This is a genomic window from Streptomyces atratus (assembly GCF_040655115.1).
GTDB classification, from domain to species: domain Bacteria; phylum Actinomycetota; class Actinomycetes; order Streptomycetales; family Streptomycetaceae; genus Streptomyces; species Streptomyces atratus_D.
Genome location: NZ_JBFAJH010000012.1, coordinates 127,453 through 140,403 on the forward strand (window position 1 = coordinate 127,453; position 12,951 = coordinate 140,403).

General features: G+C 71.4%; 15 protein-coding genes and 2 pseudogenes. 10 read left to right on the forward strand and 7 right to left on the reverse strand.

Going from position 1 to position 12,951, the window contains the following annotated elements:
• Positions 1–35: 35 nt before the first annotated feature.
• Complete coding sequence (locus AB0I23_RS16790; protein ID WP_359109919.1) at positions 36–1,115, forward strand: Zn-dependent alcohol dehydrogenase; 1,080 nt, start codon at positions 36–38, stop codon at positions 1,113–1,115.
• Between the two features lie 259 nt (positions 1,116–1,374).
• On the opposite strand, the gene AB0I23_RS16795 is transcribed toward AB0I23_RS16790, so the two are convergent.
• From AB0I23_RS16795 to AB0I23_RS16805, 3 genes are read right to left on the reverse strand one after another with little or no spacing between them, the layout of a single operon-like run.
• A complete protein-coding gene (locus AB0I23_RS16795) occupies positions 1,375–2,403 on the reverse strand; it encodes a DMT family transporter (RefSeq protein ID WP_359109920.1) in 1,029 nt (342 codons plus the stop codon).
• Positions 2,404–2,436: 33 nt separating this feature from the next.
• A complete protein-coding gene (locus AB0I23_RS16800) occupies positions 2,437–3,156 on the reverse strand; it encodes an ArsR/SmtB family transcription factor (RefSeq protein ID WP_359109921.1) in 720 nt (239 codons plus the stop codon).
• 14 nt (positions 3,157–3,170) lie between these two features.
• A complete protein-coding gene (locus AB0I23_RS16805; protein WP_359109922.1) occupies positions 3,171–3,845 on the reverse strand; it encodes a TetR/AcrR family transcriptional regulator in 675 nt (224 codons plus the stop codon).
• A 234-nt stretch (positions 3,846–4,079) separates the two neighbouring features.
• Here AB0I23_RS16805 and AB0I23_RS16810 point away from each other — a divergent pair, with 234 nt between their 5' ends.
• Entirely contained in the window at positions 4,080–4,370 is a 291-nt protein-coding gene (locus AB0I23_RS16810) for a YiaA/YiaB family inner membrane protein (protein ID WP_359109923.1), read from the forward strand.
• An 83-nt stretch (positions 4,371–4,453) separates the two neighbouring features.
• Entirely contained in the window at positions 4,454–5,107 is a 654-nt protein-coding gene (locus AB0I23_RS16815) for a TetR/AcrR family transcriptional regulator (protein ID WP_359109968.1), read from the forward strand.
• Here AB0I23_RS16815 and AB0I23_RS16820 read toward each other — a convergent pair.
• Complete coding sequence (locus AB0I23_RS16820) at positions 5,098–5,559, reverse strand: MaoC family dehydratase (RefSeq protein ID WP_266987489.1); 462 nt, start codon at positions 5,557–5,559, stop codon at positions 5,098–5,100. The genes AB0I23_RS16815 and AB0I23_RS16820 overlap by 10 nt on opposite strands.
• Positions 5,560–5,698: 139 nt before the next feature.
• Here AB0I23_RS16820 and soxR point away from each other — a divergent pair, with 139 nt between their 5' ends.
• Positions 5,699–6,172, forward strand: a complete 474-nt coding sequence (gene soxR / locus AB0I23_RS16825; protein ID WP_359109924.1) for a redox-sensitive transcriptional activator SoxR — start codon at positions 5,699–5,701, stop codon at positions 6,170–6,172.
• Between the two features lie 50 nt (positions 6,173–6,222).
• On the opposite strand, the gene AB0I23_RS16830 is transcribed toward soxR, so the two are convergent.
• Positions 6,223–6,834, reverse strand: a complete 612-nt coding sequence (locus AB0I23_RS16830) for a hypothetical protein (protein ID WP_359109925.1) — start codon at positions 6,832–6,834, stop codon at positions 6,223–6,225.
• Positions 6,835–6,960: 126 nt separating this feature from the next.
• On the opposite strand from AB0I23_RS16830, the pseudogene AB0I23_RS16835 reads away from it, so the two are divergent.
• Positions 6,961–7,603, forward strand: a pseudogene (locus AB0I23_RS16835) (penicillin acylase family protein); the annotation flags it as partial.
• Positions 7,604–7,692: 89 nt separating this feature from the next.
• Here the strand turns inward: AB0I23_RS16835 and AB0I23_RS16840 are convergent.
• Complete coding sequence (locus tag AB0I23_RS16840) at positions 7,693–8,970, reverse strand: exo-beta-N-acetylmuramidase NamZ family protein (RefSeq protein WP_359109926.1); 1,278 nt, start codon at positions 8,968–8,970, stop codon at positions 7,693–7,695.
• Between the two features lie 186 nt (positions 8,971–9,156).
• Here AB0I23_RS16840 and AB0I23_RS16845 point away from each other — a divergent pair, with 186 nt between their 5' ends.
• The 5 genes and pseudogenes from AB0I23_RS16845 to AB0I23_RS16865 all read left to right on the forward strand — a co-directional run bounded on the left by AB0I23_RS16845 (position 9,157) and on the right by AB0I23_RS16865 (position 11,596).
• Complete coding sequence (locus tag AB0I23_RS16845) at positions 9,157–9,921, forward strand: SDR family oxidoreductase (RefSeq protein ID WP_359109927.1); 765 nt, start codon at positions 9,157–9,159, stop codon at positions 9,919–9,921.
• A pseudogene (locus tag AB0I23_RS16850) lies at positions 9,918–10,353 on the forward strand (AMP-binding protein); the annotation flags it as partial. The gene AB0I23_RS16845 and the pseudogene AB0I23_RS16850, both read left to right, overlap by 4 nt.
• A gap of 22 nt (positions 10,354–10,375) precedes the next feature.
• A complete protein-coding gene (locus AB0I23_RS16855) occupies positions 10,376–10,495 on the forward strand; it encodes a hypothetical protein (protein WP_359109969.1) in 120 nt (39 codons plus the stop codon).
• Positions 10,496–10,536: 41 nt separating this feature from the next.
• Positions 10,537–11,130: a TetR/AcrR family transcriptional regulator gene (locus AB0I23_RS16860; RefSeq protein WP_037701539.1), complete on the forward strand. Its 594-nt coding sequence runs from the start codon at positions 10,537–10,539 to the stop codon at positions 11,128–11,130.
• 319 nt (positions 11,131–11,449) lie between these two features.
• On the forward strand, positions 11,450–11,596 hold the full coding sequence (locus AB0I23_RS16865) for a hypothetical protein (RefSeq protein ID WP_345513537.1): 147 nt from the start codon (positions 11,450–11,452) through the stop codon (positions 11,594–11,596).
• Positions 11,597–11,681: 85 nt separating this feature from the next.
• Here AB0I23_RS16865 and AB0I23_RS16870 read toward each other — a convergent pair whose 3' ends face one another.
• Positions 11,682–12,944, reverse strand: coding sequence for an acyl-CoA dehydrogenase family protein (locus AB0I23_RS16870; protein ID WP_359109928.1), 1,263 nt, complete (start codon positions 12,942–12,944; stop codon positions 11,682–11,684).
• Between the last annotated feature and the right edge of the window lie 7 nt (positions 12,945–12,951).

Here is a 12,951-nt window from a genome sequence, read left to right on the forward strand (position 1 = left end):
CCCCCGATGCACCCCGATCAGCAAGGAGCCGGTCCGTGGTCCGCGCCGCCGTACTGCCCGCCGTCGGAGCTCCCCTGGAGGTCACCGACATCGAACTCCCGGAGCCCGGCCCCGGCCAGGTGCGGGTCCGTCTCGCCGCCGCCGGGGTCTGCCACTCCGATCTGTCCCTGTCCAACGGCACCATGCGGGTGCCCGTCCCCGCCGTCCTGGGTCATGAGGGAGCGGGCACCGTCCTCTCCGTCGGCGAGGGCGTCACGCATGTCGCGCCCGGCGACGGTGTCGTGCTCAACTGGGCGCCGTCCTGCGGCAGCTGCCACCATTGCGGGATCGGCGAGGTCTGGCTCTGCGCCAACGCCCTCACGGGTGCGGGCAACATCCACGCCCGTACCGCCGACGACACCGAACTCCATCCCGGCCTGAACGTCGCGGCGTTCGCCCAGGAGACGGTCGTCGCCGCGAATTGTGTGCTTCCCGCCCCGGACGGCGTCCCGCTGACCGACGCCGCCCTGCTCGGCTGCGCGGTCCTCACCGGATACGGCGCCGTCCACCACTGCGCCCGGGTCCGGGCGGGCGAGACGGTCGTCGTGTTCGGTATCGGTGGCGTCGGTCTCGCCGTGCTCCAGTCCGCCCGGATCGCCGGAGCCTCGAAGATCATCGCCGTCGATGTCTCCCCGGAGAAGGAGGAGCTGGCCCGCGCGGCGGGCGCCTCCGACTACGTCATCGCCTCCGGGACCACACCGCGCGCGATTCGCGAGCTCACCGGCGGACGGGGCGCGGACGTCGCCGTCGAGTGCGTCGGCCGGCCCGTCACCATCCGCGGCGCCTGGGACTCCACCCGCCGCGGCGGCCGCACCACGGTCGTCGGTATCGGAGGCAAGGACCAGCAGGTGACCTTCAACGCCCTGGAGATCTTCCACTGGGGCCGGTCGCTGACGGGCTGCGTGTACGGGAACAGCGACCCGGCCCGCGACCTGCCGGTCCTCGCCGAGCACATCCGGGCGGGCAGGTTCGACCTCTCCATGATGGTCACCGAACGGATCGCGCTGGACGGCATCCCGGCGGCCTTCGACAACATGGTCGCGGGCAAGGGGGGTCGCGCGCTCGTGGTGTTCTGAGGGGTGTGCCGTCAGGGACCACGGCCTCCTCACTCCCTGTCGCGGGGGAGGCCGTTACGGACAGCCCTCAGGCCGGCTCCTCCGGCGTGGTCTTCTCGTACGCCTTGCGGCCGAGCTTGCTGTCGTACGGGTGGTCCTCGCGCGCCCGGCCCTCCGAGGGGTCACCAGGACCGGGTCGCCGTCGCCGCGGTCGATCACCTCGAAGTCGTCGAGCTCGGCGCCGCCGTGGCGGGCCGCCCGGGCGAGGGCCTGCTCGTCGTCAGTCCTGCCGGACTGCTTCTTCCGCTTCTTCCCGGGACCGGTCGGTTTCCTGGCGCTCCGCGTCATCTCGGCGTCCCTCCACCGGCTGTGCCGGACTGTTCCGCGTCCGTCCGGTCCGCGGACGCGTGCGGGAGACCGCCACCCCGGCAAGACAGAGCAGGCCGCCGCCGACGGTGAGCAGCGCGGGCACCTCGTCCAGCAGCAGCCATGACATCAGCACCACCAGTGCGGGGACCGCATAGGTGGTGGCGCCCATCCGTCCGGCGGTGGTGCGGGCGAGGGCGTAGGCCCAGGTGGTGAAGGCGAGGGCGGTCGGGAAGACGCCCAGGTAGACCATGTTCAGGGTCGCGGAGAGCGGTGCGTCGGCCGCCTCGGAGACCAGCACACCGGAGAACGGCAGGCAGGCGACCGTACCGATCAGACAGCTGTACGTGGTGATCTGCAGGGCCGAGCCGTGCCGCAGCGCGGGCTTCTGGGTGACCACCCCGGCGGCGTACGCCACCGCCGCGAGCAGGCAGAGCGCCACCCCGAGCACCGACGAACCCCCGTGCCCCGACATGGAGAGACCGACCACGACGGCACCCGCGAACGACACGGCCATACCCATCACCAGCATGCGCGGCAGCCCCTCGCCGAGCAGCCGGGCGCCGAGCAGCGCGATCAGGATCGGGCCGATGTTCACGACCATGGCGGCCGTGCCCGCGTCGACCTGCTGCTCGCCCCAGTTGAGCACCACCATGTAGAGCCCGAACCAGAGCAGCCCGGACGCGAGGATGCCCGGCCAGGCACCCCTCGACGGCAACCCCTCGCGGCGTACGAGAAGGATCGAGCCGAGCATCAGCGAACCCGCGAGCAGCCGGCCGAGGGCGAGCGCACCGGGGGAGTACGAGTCGCCCGCGCTGCGGATGGAGACAAAGGCGGAGGCCCACAGGACCACGCTCGTGCACGCCGCGGCAATCGCCCGCCAGTCACGGTTTGCGGGCATGGTGGCCGTCGCCGCGGAGGCCGGTATGGGTGTCGTCGTCATGGACCCGACTCTAAGCGGGGAACGCTTCGGTCCTCACCGAATTGTTTCCGGCTCGATCCCGAGGTGCTCGTGCAGCGCCCGCTCCCCGTCCGCGGTCGCCTTCACGGCCCGCCCGGAGCCGATCCGTACGCACCAGCCGGTGTCCAGGGCGTGCCTGCACAGCGCGGCGCCCGCGATCCCCGCCAGGTGCGGTCGGCGCTCCGTCCAGTCCAGACAGCCGCGTACGAGCGGACGCCGCGTCCCGGTGTCCAGCCCGATGCCCAGCTCGCCGAACCAGTTCAGGCCCGCTTCGGTGAGCGCGAAGCCGGTGTCCTGCCGCAGCAGTCCCCGTGCGGTCATGGCGTCCGCGATCGCGATGCCGATCCGGCCCGCGAGATGGTCGTAGCAGGTGCGTCCGCGGGCCAGTGCGCTGCTGGTGCTCGCCGCCCGCAGGGTGCGCGGCCGTTCCCCGTCGCCGGGCGCGGCCTGGGCGGCGAGGTCCTCGACGAGGTGGGCGGCCCGTTCGTCGGTGAGCCGCAGATAGCGGTGGCGGCCCTGCCGCTCCTCGGTCAGCAGCCCGCCCGCGACGAGCTTTCCCAGGTGTTCGCTGGCGGTCGACGGCGCGACCGACGCGTACCGCGCCAGCTCACCCGCGGTCCAGGCGCGCCCGTCGAGCAGGGCCAGACAGAACGAGGCGCGGGTTTCGTCGGCGAGGAGCGCGGCCAGGGCGGCGAGGCGGGGCGCGGCCGGGTCGGGGGGTGCCATGAGTGCCATGTATCCAGAATGCGTCAGGAATGCTTCGGCACCGGCCGAACCGTGGCCGCGGGAGCCCGCCGCTCGTACTGCAGGGCGAGCCCGTCGAGGATCGCCCGCAGTCCGGTCTCGAACGCGCCCTCGTCGACTTTCTGGCGGCGGTCGGCCAGCAGATGGGCCTGACCGAGGTGCGGATAGTCGGCGGGGTCGTACGCCGTCTCGTCGTCCACGAAGCCGCGCGCGAACGAGCCCAGCGCCGAGCCCGTGACGAAGTACCGCATCAGGGCGCCGATGTACGTGGCCTGGGCGGGCGGCCAGCCCGCGCGGACCATGCCACCGAAGGCCGCGTCGGCGACCCGCAGCCCGGCCGGACGGCGACCGGGGCCCTGGGCCAGCACCGGGACGATGTGCGGGTGCGCGGCGAGCGCCGCACGATAGGAGACCGCCCAGTCGTGCAGGGCGGCGCGCCAGTCGCGGCCGTCGTCCTCGTCGAACATCGACAGATCGACCTGCGCGGAGACGGAGTCCGCGACCGCGTCCAGGATCTCGTCCTTGTTGCGGAAGTGGTTGTAGAGCGAGGGCCCGCTGACCCCCAGTTCGGCCGCGAGCCGCCGGGTGGAGACGGCTTCGAGTCCCTCGGCGTCCACGAGGGCGCTCGCCGCCTCGACGATGCGGTCTCTGCTGAGGAGGGGCTTGCGCGGTCGGGCCATGCGGCACATAGTAGGGCCTGCGAACAAAAAAACTAGCAGTGCTAATTAAAAACGGGAGTACCGAAGGGTGACGACGCTCTCCGAGGGCGCCGGCCGGATCCAGAAGCTGATCACCGGCCGCGCACTGACGGGGGTCTCCGCCTTCTGGGTCGTCTCACCCGAATGGGCGTCTGAGTACCGGACTGAGTACGGGAACCGATGTGGCGGGCGCCACGGCGGCCGATGCTGTCCACCATGAGTGAGACGACATCGGTCAAGCAGCAGAGCACCGCGGCCTTCTACGGACAGGCCGTCGCATCCTTCGGGGTGGCGATGGGTGCGGTGACCCTCGGCATCTACTTCCTCGACGCGAACGCCTGGGTGCGGGGCTTCCTCGCCGTCGGCGTCCTGTACCTCGTCACGTCCTGCTTCACCCTGGCCAAGGTCATCCGCGACCGTCAGGAGGCGGGGCAGATCATCAGCCGGGTCGACCAGGCCCGGCTGGAGAAGATCCTCGCGCAGCACGACCCCTTCCAGAAGCTCTGACGATCTCACCCGTCGGACCCCTAAGCGCTTGCTCAGCTTCGGGGTATGGTGTTCGTCCTGCTGAAAGGAAGGGGTCGGTGACGATGAGCACGGCGGAGGAGACCGGCGGCGAGAGCTCGCCGTGGGGCGAGGTGACGCCCGAGGCGGCCAGGAGGCTCCTCGTCGCGGCCGTCGACGCCTTCGCCGAGCGCGGGTACCACGCGACCACCACCCGTGACATCGCGGGCCGCGCCGGGATGAGTCCCGCCGCGCTCTACATCCATTACAAGACGAAGGAAGAGCTGCTCCACCGGATCAGCAGGATCGGTCACGACCGCGCCCTGCTGCTCCTGGAGGCGGCCGCCGACAGTGACGGCACGGCGTCCGAGCGGCTCGCCGGCGCCGTACGGTCCTTCGTCCGCTGGCATGCCGAGCAGCACACCACCGCCCGCGTGGTCCAGTACGAACTCGACGCCCTGGGTGAGGAACACCGCACCGAGATCGTCGCCCTGCGCAGGAAGAGCGACGCGGTGATCCGCCGGATCATCAGTGAGGGCGTGCGGGCGGGGGAGTTCGACGTTCCCGACATCCCGGGGACCACGCTCGCCGTGCTCTCGCTCTGCATCGACGTGGCGCGCTGGTTCAGTGCGCAGGGGAGCCGTACGCCGGATGAGGTCGGCGATCTCTACGCCGACCTCGTCCTGCGCATGGTCGCGGGCCGGGGGCGGGAACTGTCCGGTCTGCGGGCTCAGAAGTAGTAGCGCGACACCGACTCGGCGACGCAGACCGGCTTGTCGCCGCCCTCGCGCTCTACCGTGACGAGCGCGGTGACCTGGACGCCGCCGCCCGCCTCCTCGACGTCCTTGAGGACGGCCGTCGCGCGCAGCCGGGAGCCCACCGGCACCGTGGACGGGAAGCGGACCTTGTTGGTCCCGTAGTTGATGCCCATCTTCATGCCCTCGACCCGCATGACCTGCGGGACCAGCGCCGGAAGGAGGGAGAGTGTCAGGTAGCCGTGCGCGATCGTCGTGCCGAACGGCCCGGCCGCGGCCCGCTCCGGGTCCACATGGATCCACTGGTGGTCCCCGGTCGCCTCGGCGAACAGGTCGACCCTCTTCTGGTCGATCTCCAGCCACTCGCTGTGCCCGAGCTGCTCGCCCACCCCGTCGCGCAGCTCCTGCGCGGACGTGAAGATCCTCGGCTCTGCCATGTCCCTGGTCCTGCCTTCCCGCTCTCGACCGTCCGTCGTCATCCATCGCCTCCTGTCTAAGCGCTTGCTCAGCATGGTTGGGCGGTGCGTTCCTGTCAACGACGGCCCGGTGCGGAGGCGGCCGCGTAGGGTGGGAGGGGTGCCCCAGATCCCACAGACACTCCATGAACTCACGGTCGGCCAGCTCTCCGCGCGCAGCGGCGCCGCCGTGTCGGCCCTGCACTTCTACGAGGCCAAGGGCCTGATCAGCAGCCGCCGTACCAGCGGCAACCAGCGGCGCTACAGCAGGGACGCGCTGCGCAGGGTCGCCTTCGTCCGTGCGGCGCAGCGGGTCGGTATACCGCTGGCCACGATCCGGGACGCGCTGGCCGAACTTCCCGAGGAGCGCACCCCGAACCGCGACGACTGGGCGCGGCTGTCCGAGGCGTGGCGCTCCGAACTGGACGAACGGATCAAACAGCTGGGCCGGCTGCGTGACCATCTGACCGACTGCATCGGCTGCGGCTGCCTGTCGCTGGAGACGTGTGTGCTCTCCAACCCGAACGACATCTCCGGCGACACGATCAGCGGTTCGCGCCTGATGCCGGAGCGCCGCTTGCCGAGCTGTCCGTAGGGAGCGTCCGCACGGCCGGGGGCGCCGCCGTACCGTCGCCCCCGCTCCCCTCATGCCGCCGACGCCAGGTCCCTCGGCCCGATCCGCCGCGCTCTCGCCAGCGCTCCCGGCGTCAGAACGGGCCGCGGGACCACGATGCCGCAGCCCGTGCAGACCGGCCCCGACCACGGCTCGCAGCCGAGGTCCTGACACCAGACGATCCCGGTCTCCGCGCACACCGGGCACGCCGCGCCCGGCTGCGACTCCAGGGCGGAGATCAGCCGGCCCAGCACCTCGGCGAGCGGTGCGGACGGGTGGACCGCCGGATCCTCGCACCGCGCCACCCCGTTCCCGCCCCAGGTGCGGCGGTGCCAGTCGTCGAACGCGCCCGGCCGGCGCAGCCCCTCGCGCTTCTCCCGCCTGCGGCGCTCGGCGAACCCCGCCTCGTACCGGAGCCACGCGGCCCGCGCCTCCTCCAGTTCCTCCAACGCGCGCACCAGGCGGACGGGGTCGGGGGACCGATCCTCGGGCTCCATCGCGTGCCGGGTGCACAAGTGGTCCCAGGTCGCCCGGTGACCGTAGGGGGCGAATCGCTCCAGGCATTTGCGCAGCGAGTACCGCCGCAGCGCCAGGTCACCCCGCGGATCGCGGACCTGTCTCGCAAGACTCCGGAAACCGGCCATCGCACTGCCACCTCCGTCGCTCGTACTTCGGCGTCAAGGTATGGACGTACGACTGCCCGTTTCGGCTCCATCGAAAGGCGATGTGCGTCCATCGGCTGAGACGCCCCACGTCGGACGGTGCTCGGACGCGGCGAGCAGCTGCCCCCCGAACTGCTGAAGGTGCTCCGCTCCCAGCCGGTCACCGACCCGGAACCGAACGCGGTGGTACAGCAGTTGGAGTCCTGGCGCGCTTCGGGATCGCAGCGCAGGGAAACCGGCCCCGGCTCGCACACCTACACCCACGCCGACGCGGTACGGCGTCATGGACGCGTGGTGGCCGAAGCTGGTCGAGGCCGAGTTCAGGCCGGGCCTCGGCGACGGTCTGTACGGGGCGCTGACCACCAACCTCGCCACCGACGAGTCCCCTGCGGCCGGCCACGGGCCCAGCGGTGCGCACAGCGGTTCGGCGTTCCAGTACGGCTGGTGGGGCTTCGTCGACAAGGACCTGCGCCAGGTACTCGGCCGGCCGGTCACGGGCCCGCCGGCGAAGACGTACTGCGGCAACGGTGACCTGAGCAGCTGCCGCGACGCGCTGCTCGCCACCCTGAAGCAGGCTGCGGCCGGACCGGCGGCCGAGGTCTACCCCGGTGACGACAGCTGCAGCGCGGGCGAGCAGTGGTGTACGGACTCGATCGTCCACCGTGCGCCGGGCGGGATCAGCCAGAAGGCGATCCACTGGCAGAACCGCCCGGCCTGTCAGCAGGTGGTGGAGTTCCCCGCCCACCGGTAGGGCATTCGATCCAGCCCGTCCGGCGTTCGAGGACGGAACCGGTTCGCCGGGCGGGCCCGAATCCTCGGCCCCGTCCGGCCCGGCTCACCTCACCGGTACTGCAGGTACTTCGTCCGCACGGCCCGGAACGCGGCAAGATCCGCATCCCACGCCCCCACGACCTCGTCCGTGTCCGCCCCCGCGTCGATCATCGTGCGGACCCGGGTATTGCCGGTGAGCTTGTCGATCCAGTTGTCCGAGCGCCAGGCGAACCCGCTCCAGGTCCGCTTCGCCGTCACCAGCAGCGCGATCCCCGTGCGCACCGGATCGAACACTTCCCGGTCCTGGACATGCAGCTGCACCCCGCCGACCGTCTTCCCCTGGAACTTGGAGAACGTCGGAGCGAAGTACGCCTCGCGGAAAGCGACTCCGGGCAGGTCGAGCGCGTTCGCGGCCGCCGCCCACCGGTGGTCGATCCCCTCCGCGCCGAGGAGTTCGAACGGCCGGGTCGTCCCCCGCCCCTCGGAGAGGTTCGTACCCTCGAACAGACAGGTGCCCGAGTACACCAGCGCCGTGTCGGGCGTCGGCATGTTGGGGCTCGGCGGCACCCACGGCAGCCCGGTCCCGTCGAAGAAGTCCGCGCGCCGCCATCCCGACATCTTCACGATGTCCAGTTCGACCGGCCGCGCGGCCAGGAACTCCGCGTTGAAGAGCAGCGCCAGTTCCGTGACCGTCATGCCGTGCGCCTGCGCGATCTCCCGGCGCCCCACGAAGGTCGAGAACGCCGGGTCGAGGACCGGCCCCAGCGCGGCCCGCCCGGTCACCGGGTTCGGCCGGTCCAGGACGACGAACCGCTTGCCCGCGAGCGCCGCCGCCTCCATGCAGTCGTAGAGCGTCCAGATGTACGTGTAGAAGCGGGCGCCCGCGTCCTGGATGTCGAAGACGATCGTGTCCACACCGGACGCGGTGAAGACGTCGGCGAGCGGCTGTCCGCTCTTCAGGTACGTGTCGTAGACGGGGAGTCCGGTCGCCGGGTCGTCGTACCGCCCCTCCGAGCCGCCCGCCTGCGCGGTGCCGCGGAAGCCGTGCTCGGGGCCGAAGACCGCGACCAGGTTCACGCGCTCGTCCGGATGCATCACATCGACGATGTGGCGCACGTCGGACGTGATCCCGGTCGGGTTGGTGACGATCCCGACCTTCTGCCCCTTCAGCGGCGCATAGCCGTCCGCCGCCAGCCGGTCGAAGCCGGTACGGACCCGATTGCGCCCGGAGCCCTGCCCCGTGCCGGGAAGGGGGCCGGCGGCCGCGCTCCCGGTTCCGGCAGCCGTCGCCGCGAGGGCTCCCACTGCACCGCCGGCGGCCAGCAAACCACGCCTGGACAGGCTCATTCGGCTACCTCCATGATCGCTGCGACTGTCATGGTCACGCACGCTAGCGCGCACAAGGGCCGCGCGGAATGAGGCGGACGAGAGTGGTGGGACGGGAGGGGCGACAACCTCCCGGTCAGACCCTTCCCCGATGACATACCGACTGGTTAGTCTGCCGGGGAAGTCGGCTGAGAGAGGCGGAACCCGATGAGTACGGTGCAGAGCGCGGGCGTAGTGGTCACGGGGGCCGGGGGCGGCATCGGCGCCGCTCTGGCCCGCAGGTTCGCCGCGGAAGGCGCCAGGGTCGTCGTCAACGACCTCGACGGGAGCCGCATCGAGGCGCTCGCCGAGGAGATCGGCGGCACCGCCGTCGCCGGAGACGCCTCGCAGATCGTGGACGCCGCCCGGGACGCGCTGGACGGCACCGTCGACATCTACTGTGCCAATGCCGGTCTCGCCTCGCCCGGTGACGTCTTCGCCGACGAGGAGGTCTGGGCCGCGGCCTGGGACGTCAACGTGATGGCGCATGTCCGCGCGGCCGGGGCGCTGCTCCCGGACTGGCTGGAGCGCGGCAGTGGCCGGTTCGTCACCACCGCGTCCGCCGCCGGACTGCTGACGATGATCGGAGCCGCGCCGTACAGCGTCACCAAACACGGCGCCGTCGCCTTCGCCGAATGGCTCTCGCTGACCTACCGCCACCGGGGCGTCAAGGTCCACGCGATCTGCCCGCAGGGCGTGCGTACGGACATGCTCACCGCCGCCGGTTCGGCCGGCGAGCTGGTCCTCGCCCCCAGCGCCATCGAGCCCGAGGATGTCGCCGACGCCCTCTTCGACGCCATGGCCGAGGACCGCTTCCTCGTCCTGCCGCATCCCGAGGTCGCCGGGTACTACCAGGCCCGTACCGCCGACACCGACCGCTGGCTCACCCGGATGAACCACCTCCAGCAGAGGTGGGAGGAGACCGGCGCATGACCGAGTCCAGCTACGCGGCGAAGCCCTGGATCTCCCGCTCAGCGAGGCCCGGCGCGCCCCTTGTGAGCCCCGCCGAGACCCTGCTGCACGCCTTTCGCGCCTCCGTCGCCCGCACCCCCGAGCACCCGGCGCTCGCCTGCTTCGACGGGCGCCTCAGCTACCGGGAGACCGACGCGCTCTCCGACTCCGTGGCCGGACATCTCGCCGCGCAGGGTCTGGAGCGCGGTTGACCGGGTCGCGATCATGCTGCAGAACTCCCCGCAGTTCGTGCTCGCGCTGCTCGGCGCCTGGAAGGCCGGGGCCACCGTCGTCCCGATCGACCCGATGTACAAGTCCGGGGAGGTCGGCCACGTACTGAAGGGCGCCGACGACCCGGTGGCGGTCGCCCGCCGGGGGCTCGCCGCCCCCGAGGGGCGTGAACCGGCCGCCGCCGGTCGAACCCGACGAACTGGGTGTGTACTGCAAGGAGCGGCTCGCCGCGTACAAGTACCCGCGCGAGGTCCAGATCCTGACCGAACGACCCAAGACGGCAAGTGGGAAGATCCTCAGGCGGGAACTGCGTTCCCAGCAGTAGACCTTGTGTACGACTTCACTACGGAAAGGCAGGTGGCGGCCATGGCCAGAACGACGGACGGGAACGACGCCCCCGTCCCTCAGCGGCTGCTGGCCGCCGCCACCCGGCTCTTCGCCGAGCAGGGCTACGACCGGACGTCGGTCCAGGAGATCGTCGAGGCGGCAGGCGTCACGAAGGGCGCGCTCTACCACTACTTCGGCTCCAAGGAGGATCTCCTCCAGGAGGTCTACTCCCGGGTGCTGCGGCTCCAGCAGGAGCGCCTCGACGCGTTCGCTGACGCGGAGGCGCCGGTCGAGCAACGGCTGCGGGACGCGGCGGCGGACGTGGTCGTGACGACGATCGAGAACCTCGACGACGCGGCGATCTTCTTCCGCTCGATGCACCATCTGAGCCCGGAGAAGAACAAGCAGGTACGGGTGGAGCGGCGCCGCTACCACGAGCGGTTCCGGGCGCTGGTCGAAGAGGGGCAGCGGAGCGGGGTGTTCTCCACGGCGACGCCGGCGGATCTGGTGGTGGACTACCACTTCGGATCGGTGCACCACCTTTCGACGTGGTACCGCCCGGACGGTCCGCTGAGCCAGCAGGAGGTCGCGGACCACTTGGCGGATCTGCTGCTGCGCGCGCTGCGCCCCTGACGTCGGGTCAGAGGCGGGGGAGCGGCATCCGTCGGGCCGGCTCCGGGTTCCCGAGTGTGGTCCGAGGCCCCGAGGTCCCGAGGCCCCGAGGTCACCGAGCGCGGGCGCTCGTGATCCCTCCGCCCAGGGCCTCTCCTTCGGAACGTGCCGGACGCCGCCGTGCCCGCCCTTCCGGCGGACGACGGGAGTGTGACGACAGGGCCGAGCACCGCCCCGCACGCCCCGAACGGTCTTGGGCGCACTGGTCCTCCGCTTTCGCGTCCCGGTCGGCGACGCATATCAGAGTGTCGCGCCGAGCGGGGCCGGGACAACCTCCGGGATGCTCGGCTACATGTTCTGGGCCGCCGAGCGGCCCTCCACGCGCGGCACCGGCACCCAGCCGCCCAACACCTGCGAGGGCGGCGTGGGCGTCGGCGCCACCACGTACGGCATCGCGGTGCCTATGCCCGCGCTGCGCCAGAACTGAACGACTCCGTCCACGGCCCGGACGGGCAGACTCTCAGCCCGTCCGGCTTCGGAGACACGGCGCGGCTGCAGCCCGTGCCGCCCCGCTACACGTACCGCTTGATCTCGCGCCGCGCCAGCGACCGCTGATGCACCTCGTCCGGCCCGTCCGCCAGCCTCAGCGTCCGCGCCCCCGCCCAGAGTTCCGCCAGCGGGAAGTCCTGGCTCACGCCGCCCGCGCCGTGCAGCTGCACCGCCCGGTCGAGGATGTCGACCACCGCGCGCGGGGTGGCGATCTTGATGGCCTGGATCTCTGTGTGCGCCCCCCGGTTGCCCACCGTGTCCATCAGCCATGCCGTCTTCAGCACCAGCAGCCGCAGCTGCTCCACCGTGACCCGCGCGTCCGCGATCCAGTTCTGGACGACGCCCTGCTGCGCGAGCGGCCTTCCGAAGGCCGTACGGGACACCGCCCGCCTGCACATCAGCTCGATGGCCCGCTCGGCCATCCCGATCAGCCGCATGCAGTGGTGGATCCGGCCGGGCCCCAGGCGCGCCTGCGCGATGCCGAAGCCGCCGCCCTCCTCGCCGATCAGGTTCGTGGCGGGCACCCGCACATCGGTGAACACGACCTCCGCGTGACCGCCGTGGTAGTGGTCCTCGTACCCGTACACCTGCATGGCGCGCCGCACTTCGAGGCCGGGCGTGTCGCGCGGGACGAGGATCATCGACTGCTGGCGGCGGATGTCGGCGCCGTCGGGGCCATCGGCAGTCGCCGTCTTGCCCATCACGATGAAGATCCGGCAGTCCGGGTTCATCGCCCCGGAGATGTACCACTTGCGGCCGTTGATGACGTAGTTTCCCCCACTCCCGGCTTCGCTCGAGCGGGAGGTGCCCCCTCCATCGCGCGTGATCCTGGTCTCGATGTTGGTCGCGTCCGACGAGGCCACCTCGGGCTCCGTCATGGCGAACGCCGACCGGATCTCCCCGGCGAGCAGCGGCTCCAGCCACTGCTTCTTCTGCTCGTCCGTGGCGAACTGGAAGAGCACCTCCATGTTGCCCGTGTCCGGCGCCGCGCAGTTGAGCGCGGTCGGCGCCAACTGCGGGGAACGGCCGGTGATTTCGGCGAGCGGTGCGTACTGGAGGTTGGTCAGCCCGGCACCGTACTCCGCGTCCGGCAGGAAGAGGTTCCACAGACCCTGCCTGCGCGCCTCGGCCTTGAGGTCCTCGACGATCTGCGGGGTGTCCCACGGGGAGGCGAGCAGCGCGCGCTGCTCGTGCGCGATCGTCTCGGCCGGGTACACGTGCTCGTCCATGAAGGTGAGCAGCCTGGTGCGCAGCTCTTCCGTGCGGGCGTCGAATGCGAAGTCCATGGGGGTG

Excerpts from the sequence above, each read along its gene's own strand:
- AB0I23_RS16795 (WP_359109920.1), bottom strand. The coding sequence starts at position 2,403 with ATGACGACGACACCCATACCGGCCTCCGCGGCGACGGCCACCATGCCC.
- AB0I23_RS16800 (WP_359109921.1), bottom strand. The coding sequence starts at position 3,156 with ATGGCACTCATGGCACCCCCCGACCCGGCCGCGCCCCGCCTCGCCGCC.
- AB0I23_RS16805 (WP_359109922.1), bottom strand. The coding sequence starts at position 3,845 with ATGGCCCGACCGCGCAAGCCCCTCCTCAGCAGAGACCGCATCGTCGAG.
- AB0I23_RS16810 (WP_359109923.1), top strand. The coding sequence starts at position 4,080 with ATGAGTGAGACGACATCGGTCAAGCAGCAGAGCACCGCGGCCTTCTAC.
- AB0I23_RS16815 (WP_359109968.1), top strand. The coding sequence starts at position 4,454 with ATGAGCACGGCGGAGGAGACCGGCGGCGAGAGCTCGCCGTGGGGCGAG.
- AB0I23_RS16820 (WP_266987489.1), bottom strand. The coding sequence starts at position 5,559 with ATGGCAGAGCCGAGGATCTTCACGTCCGCGCAGGAGCTGCGCGACGGG.
- AB0I23_RS16830 (WP_359109925.1), bottom strand. The coding sequence starts at position 6,834 with ATGGCCGGTTTCCGGAGTCTTGCGAGACAGGTCCGCGATCCGCGGGGT.
- AB0I23_RS16840 (WP_359109926.1), bottom strand. The coding sequence starts at position 8,970 with ATGAGCCTGTCCAGGCGTGGTTTGCTGGCCGCCGGCGGTGCAGTGGGA.
- AB0I23_RS16845 (WP_359109927.1), top strand. The coding sequence starts at position 9,157 with ATGAGTACGGTGCAGAGCGCGGGCGTAGTGGTCACGGGGGCCGGGGGC.
- AB0I23_RS16860 (WP_037701539.1), top strand. The coding sequence starts at position 10,537 with ATGGCCAGAACGACGGACGGGAACGACGCCCCCGTCCCTCAGCGGCTG.
- AB0I23_RS16865 (WP_345513537.1), top strand. The coding sequence starts at position 11,450 with ATGCTCGGCTACATGTTCTGGGCCGCCGAGCGGCCCTCCACGCGCGGC.
- AB0I23_RS16870 (WP_359109928.1), bottom strand. The coding sequence starts at position 12,944 with ATGGACTTCGCATTCGACGCCCGCACGGAAGAGCTGCGCACCAGGCTG.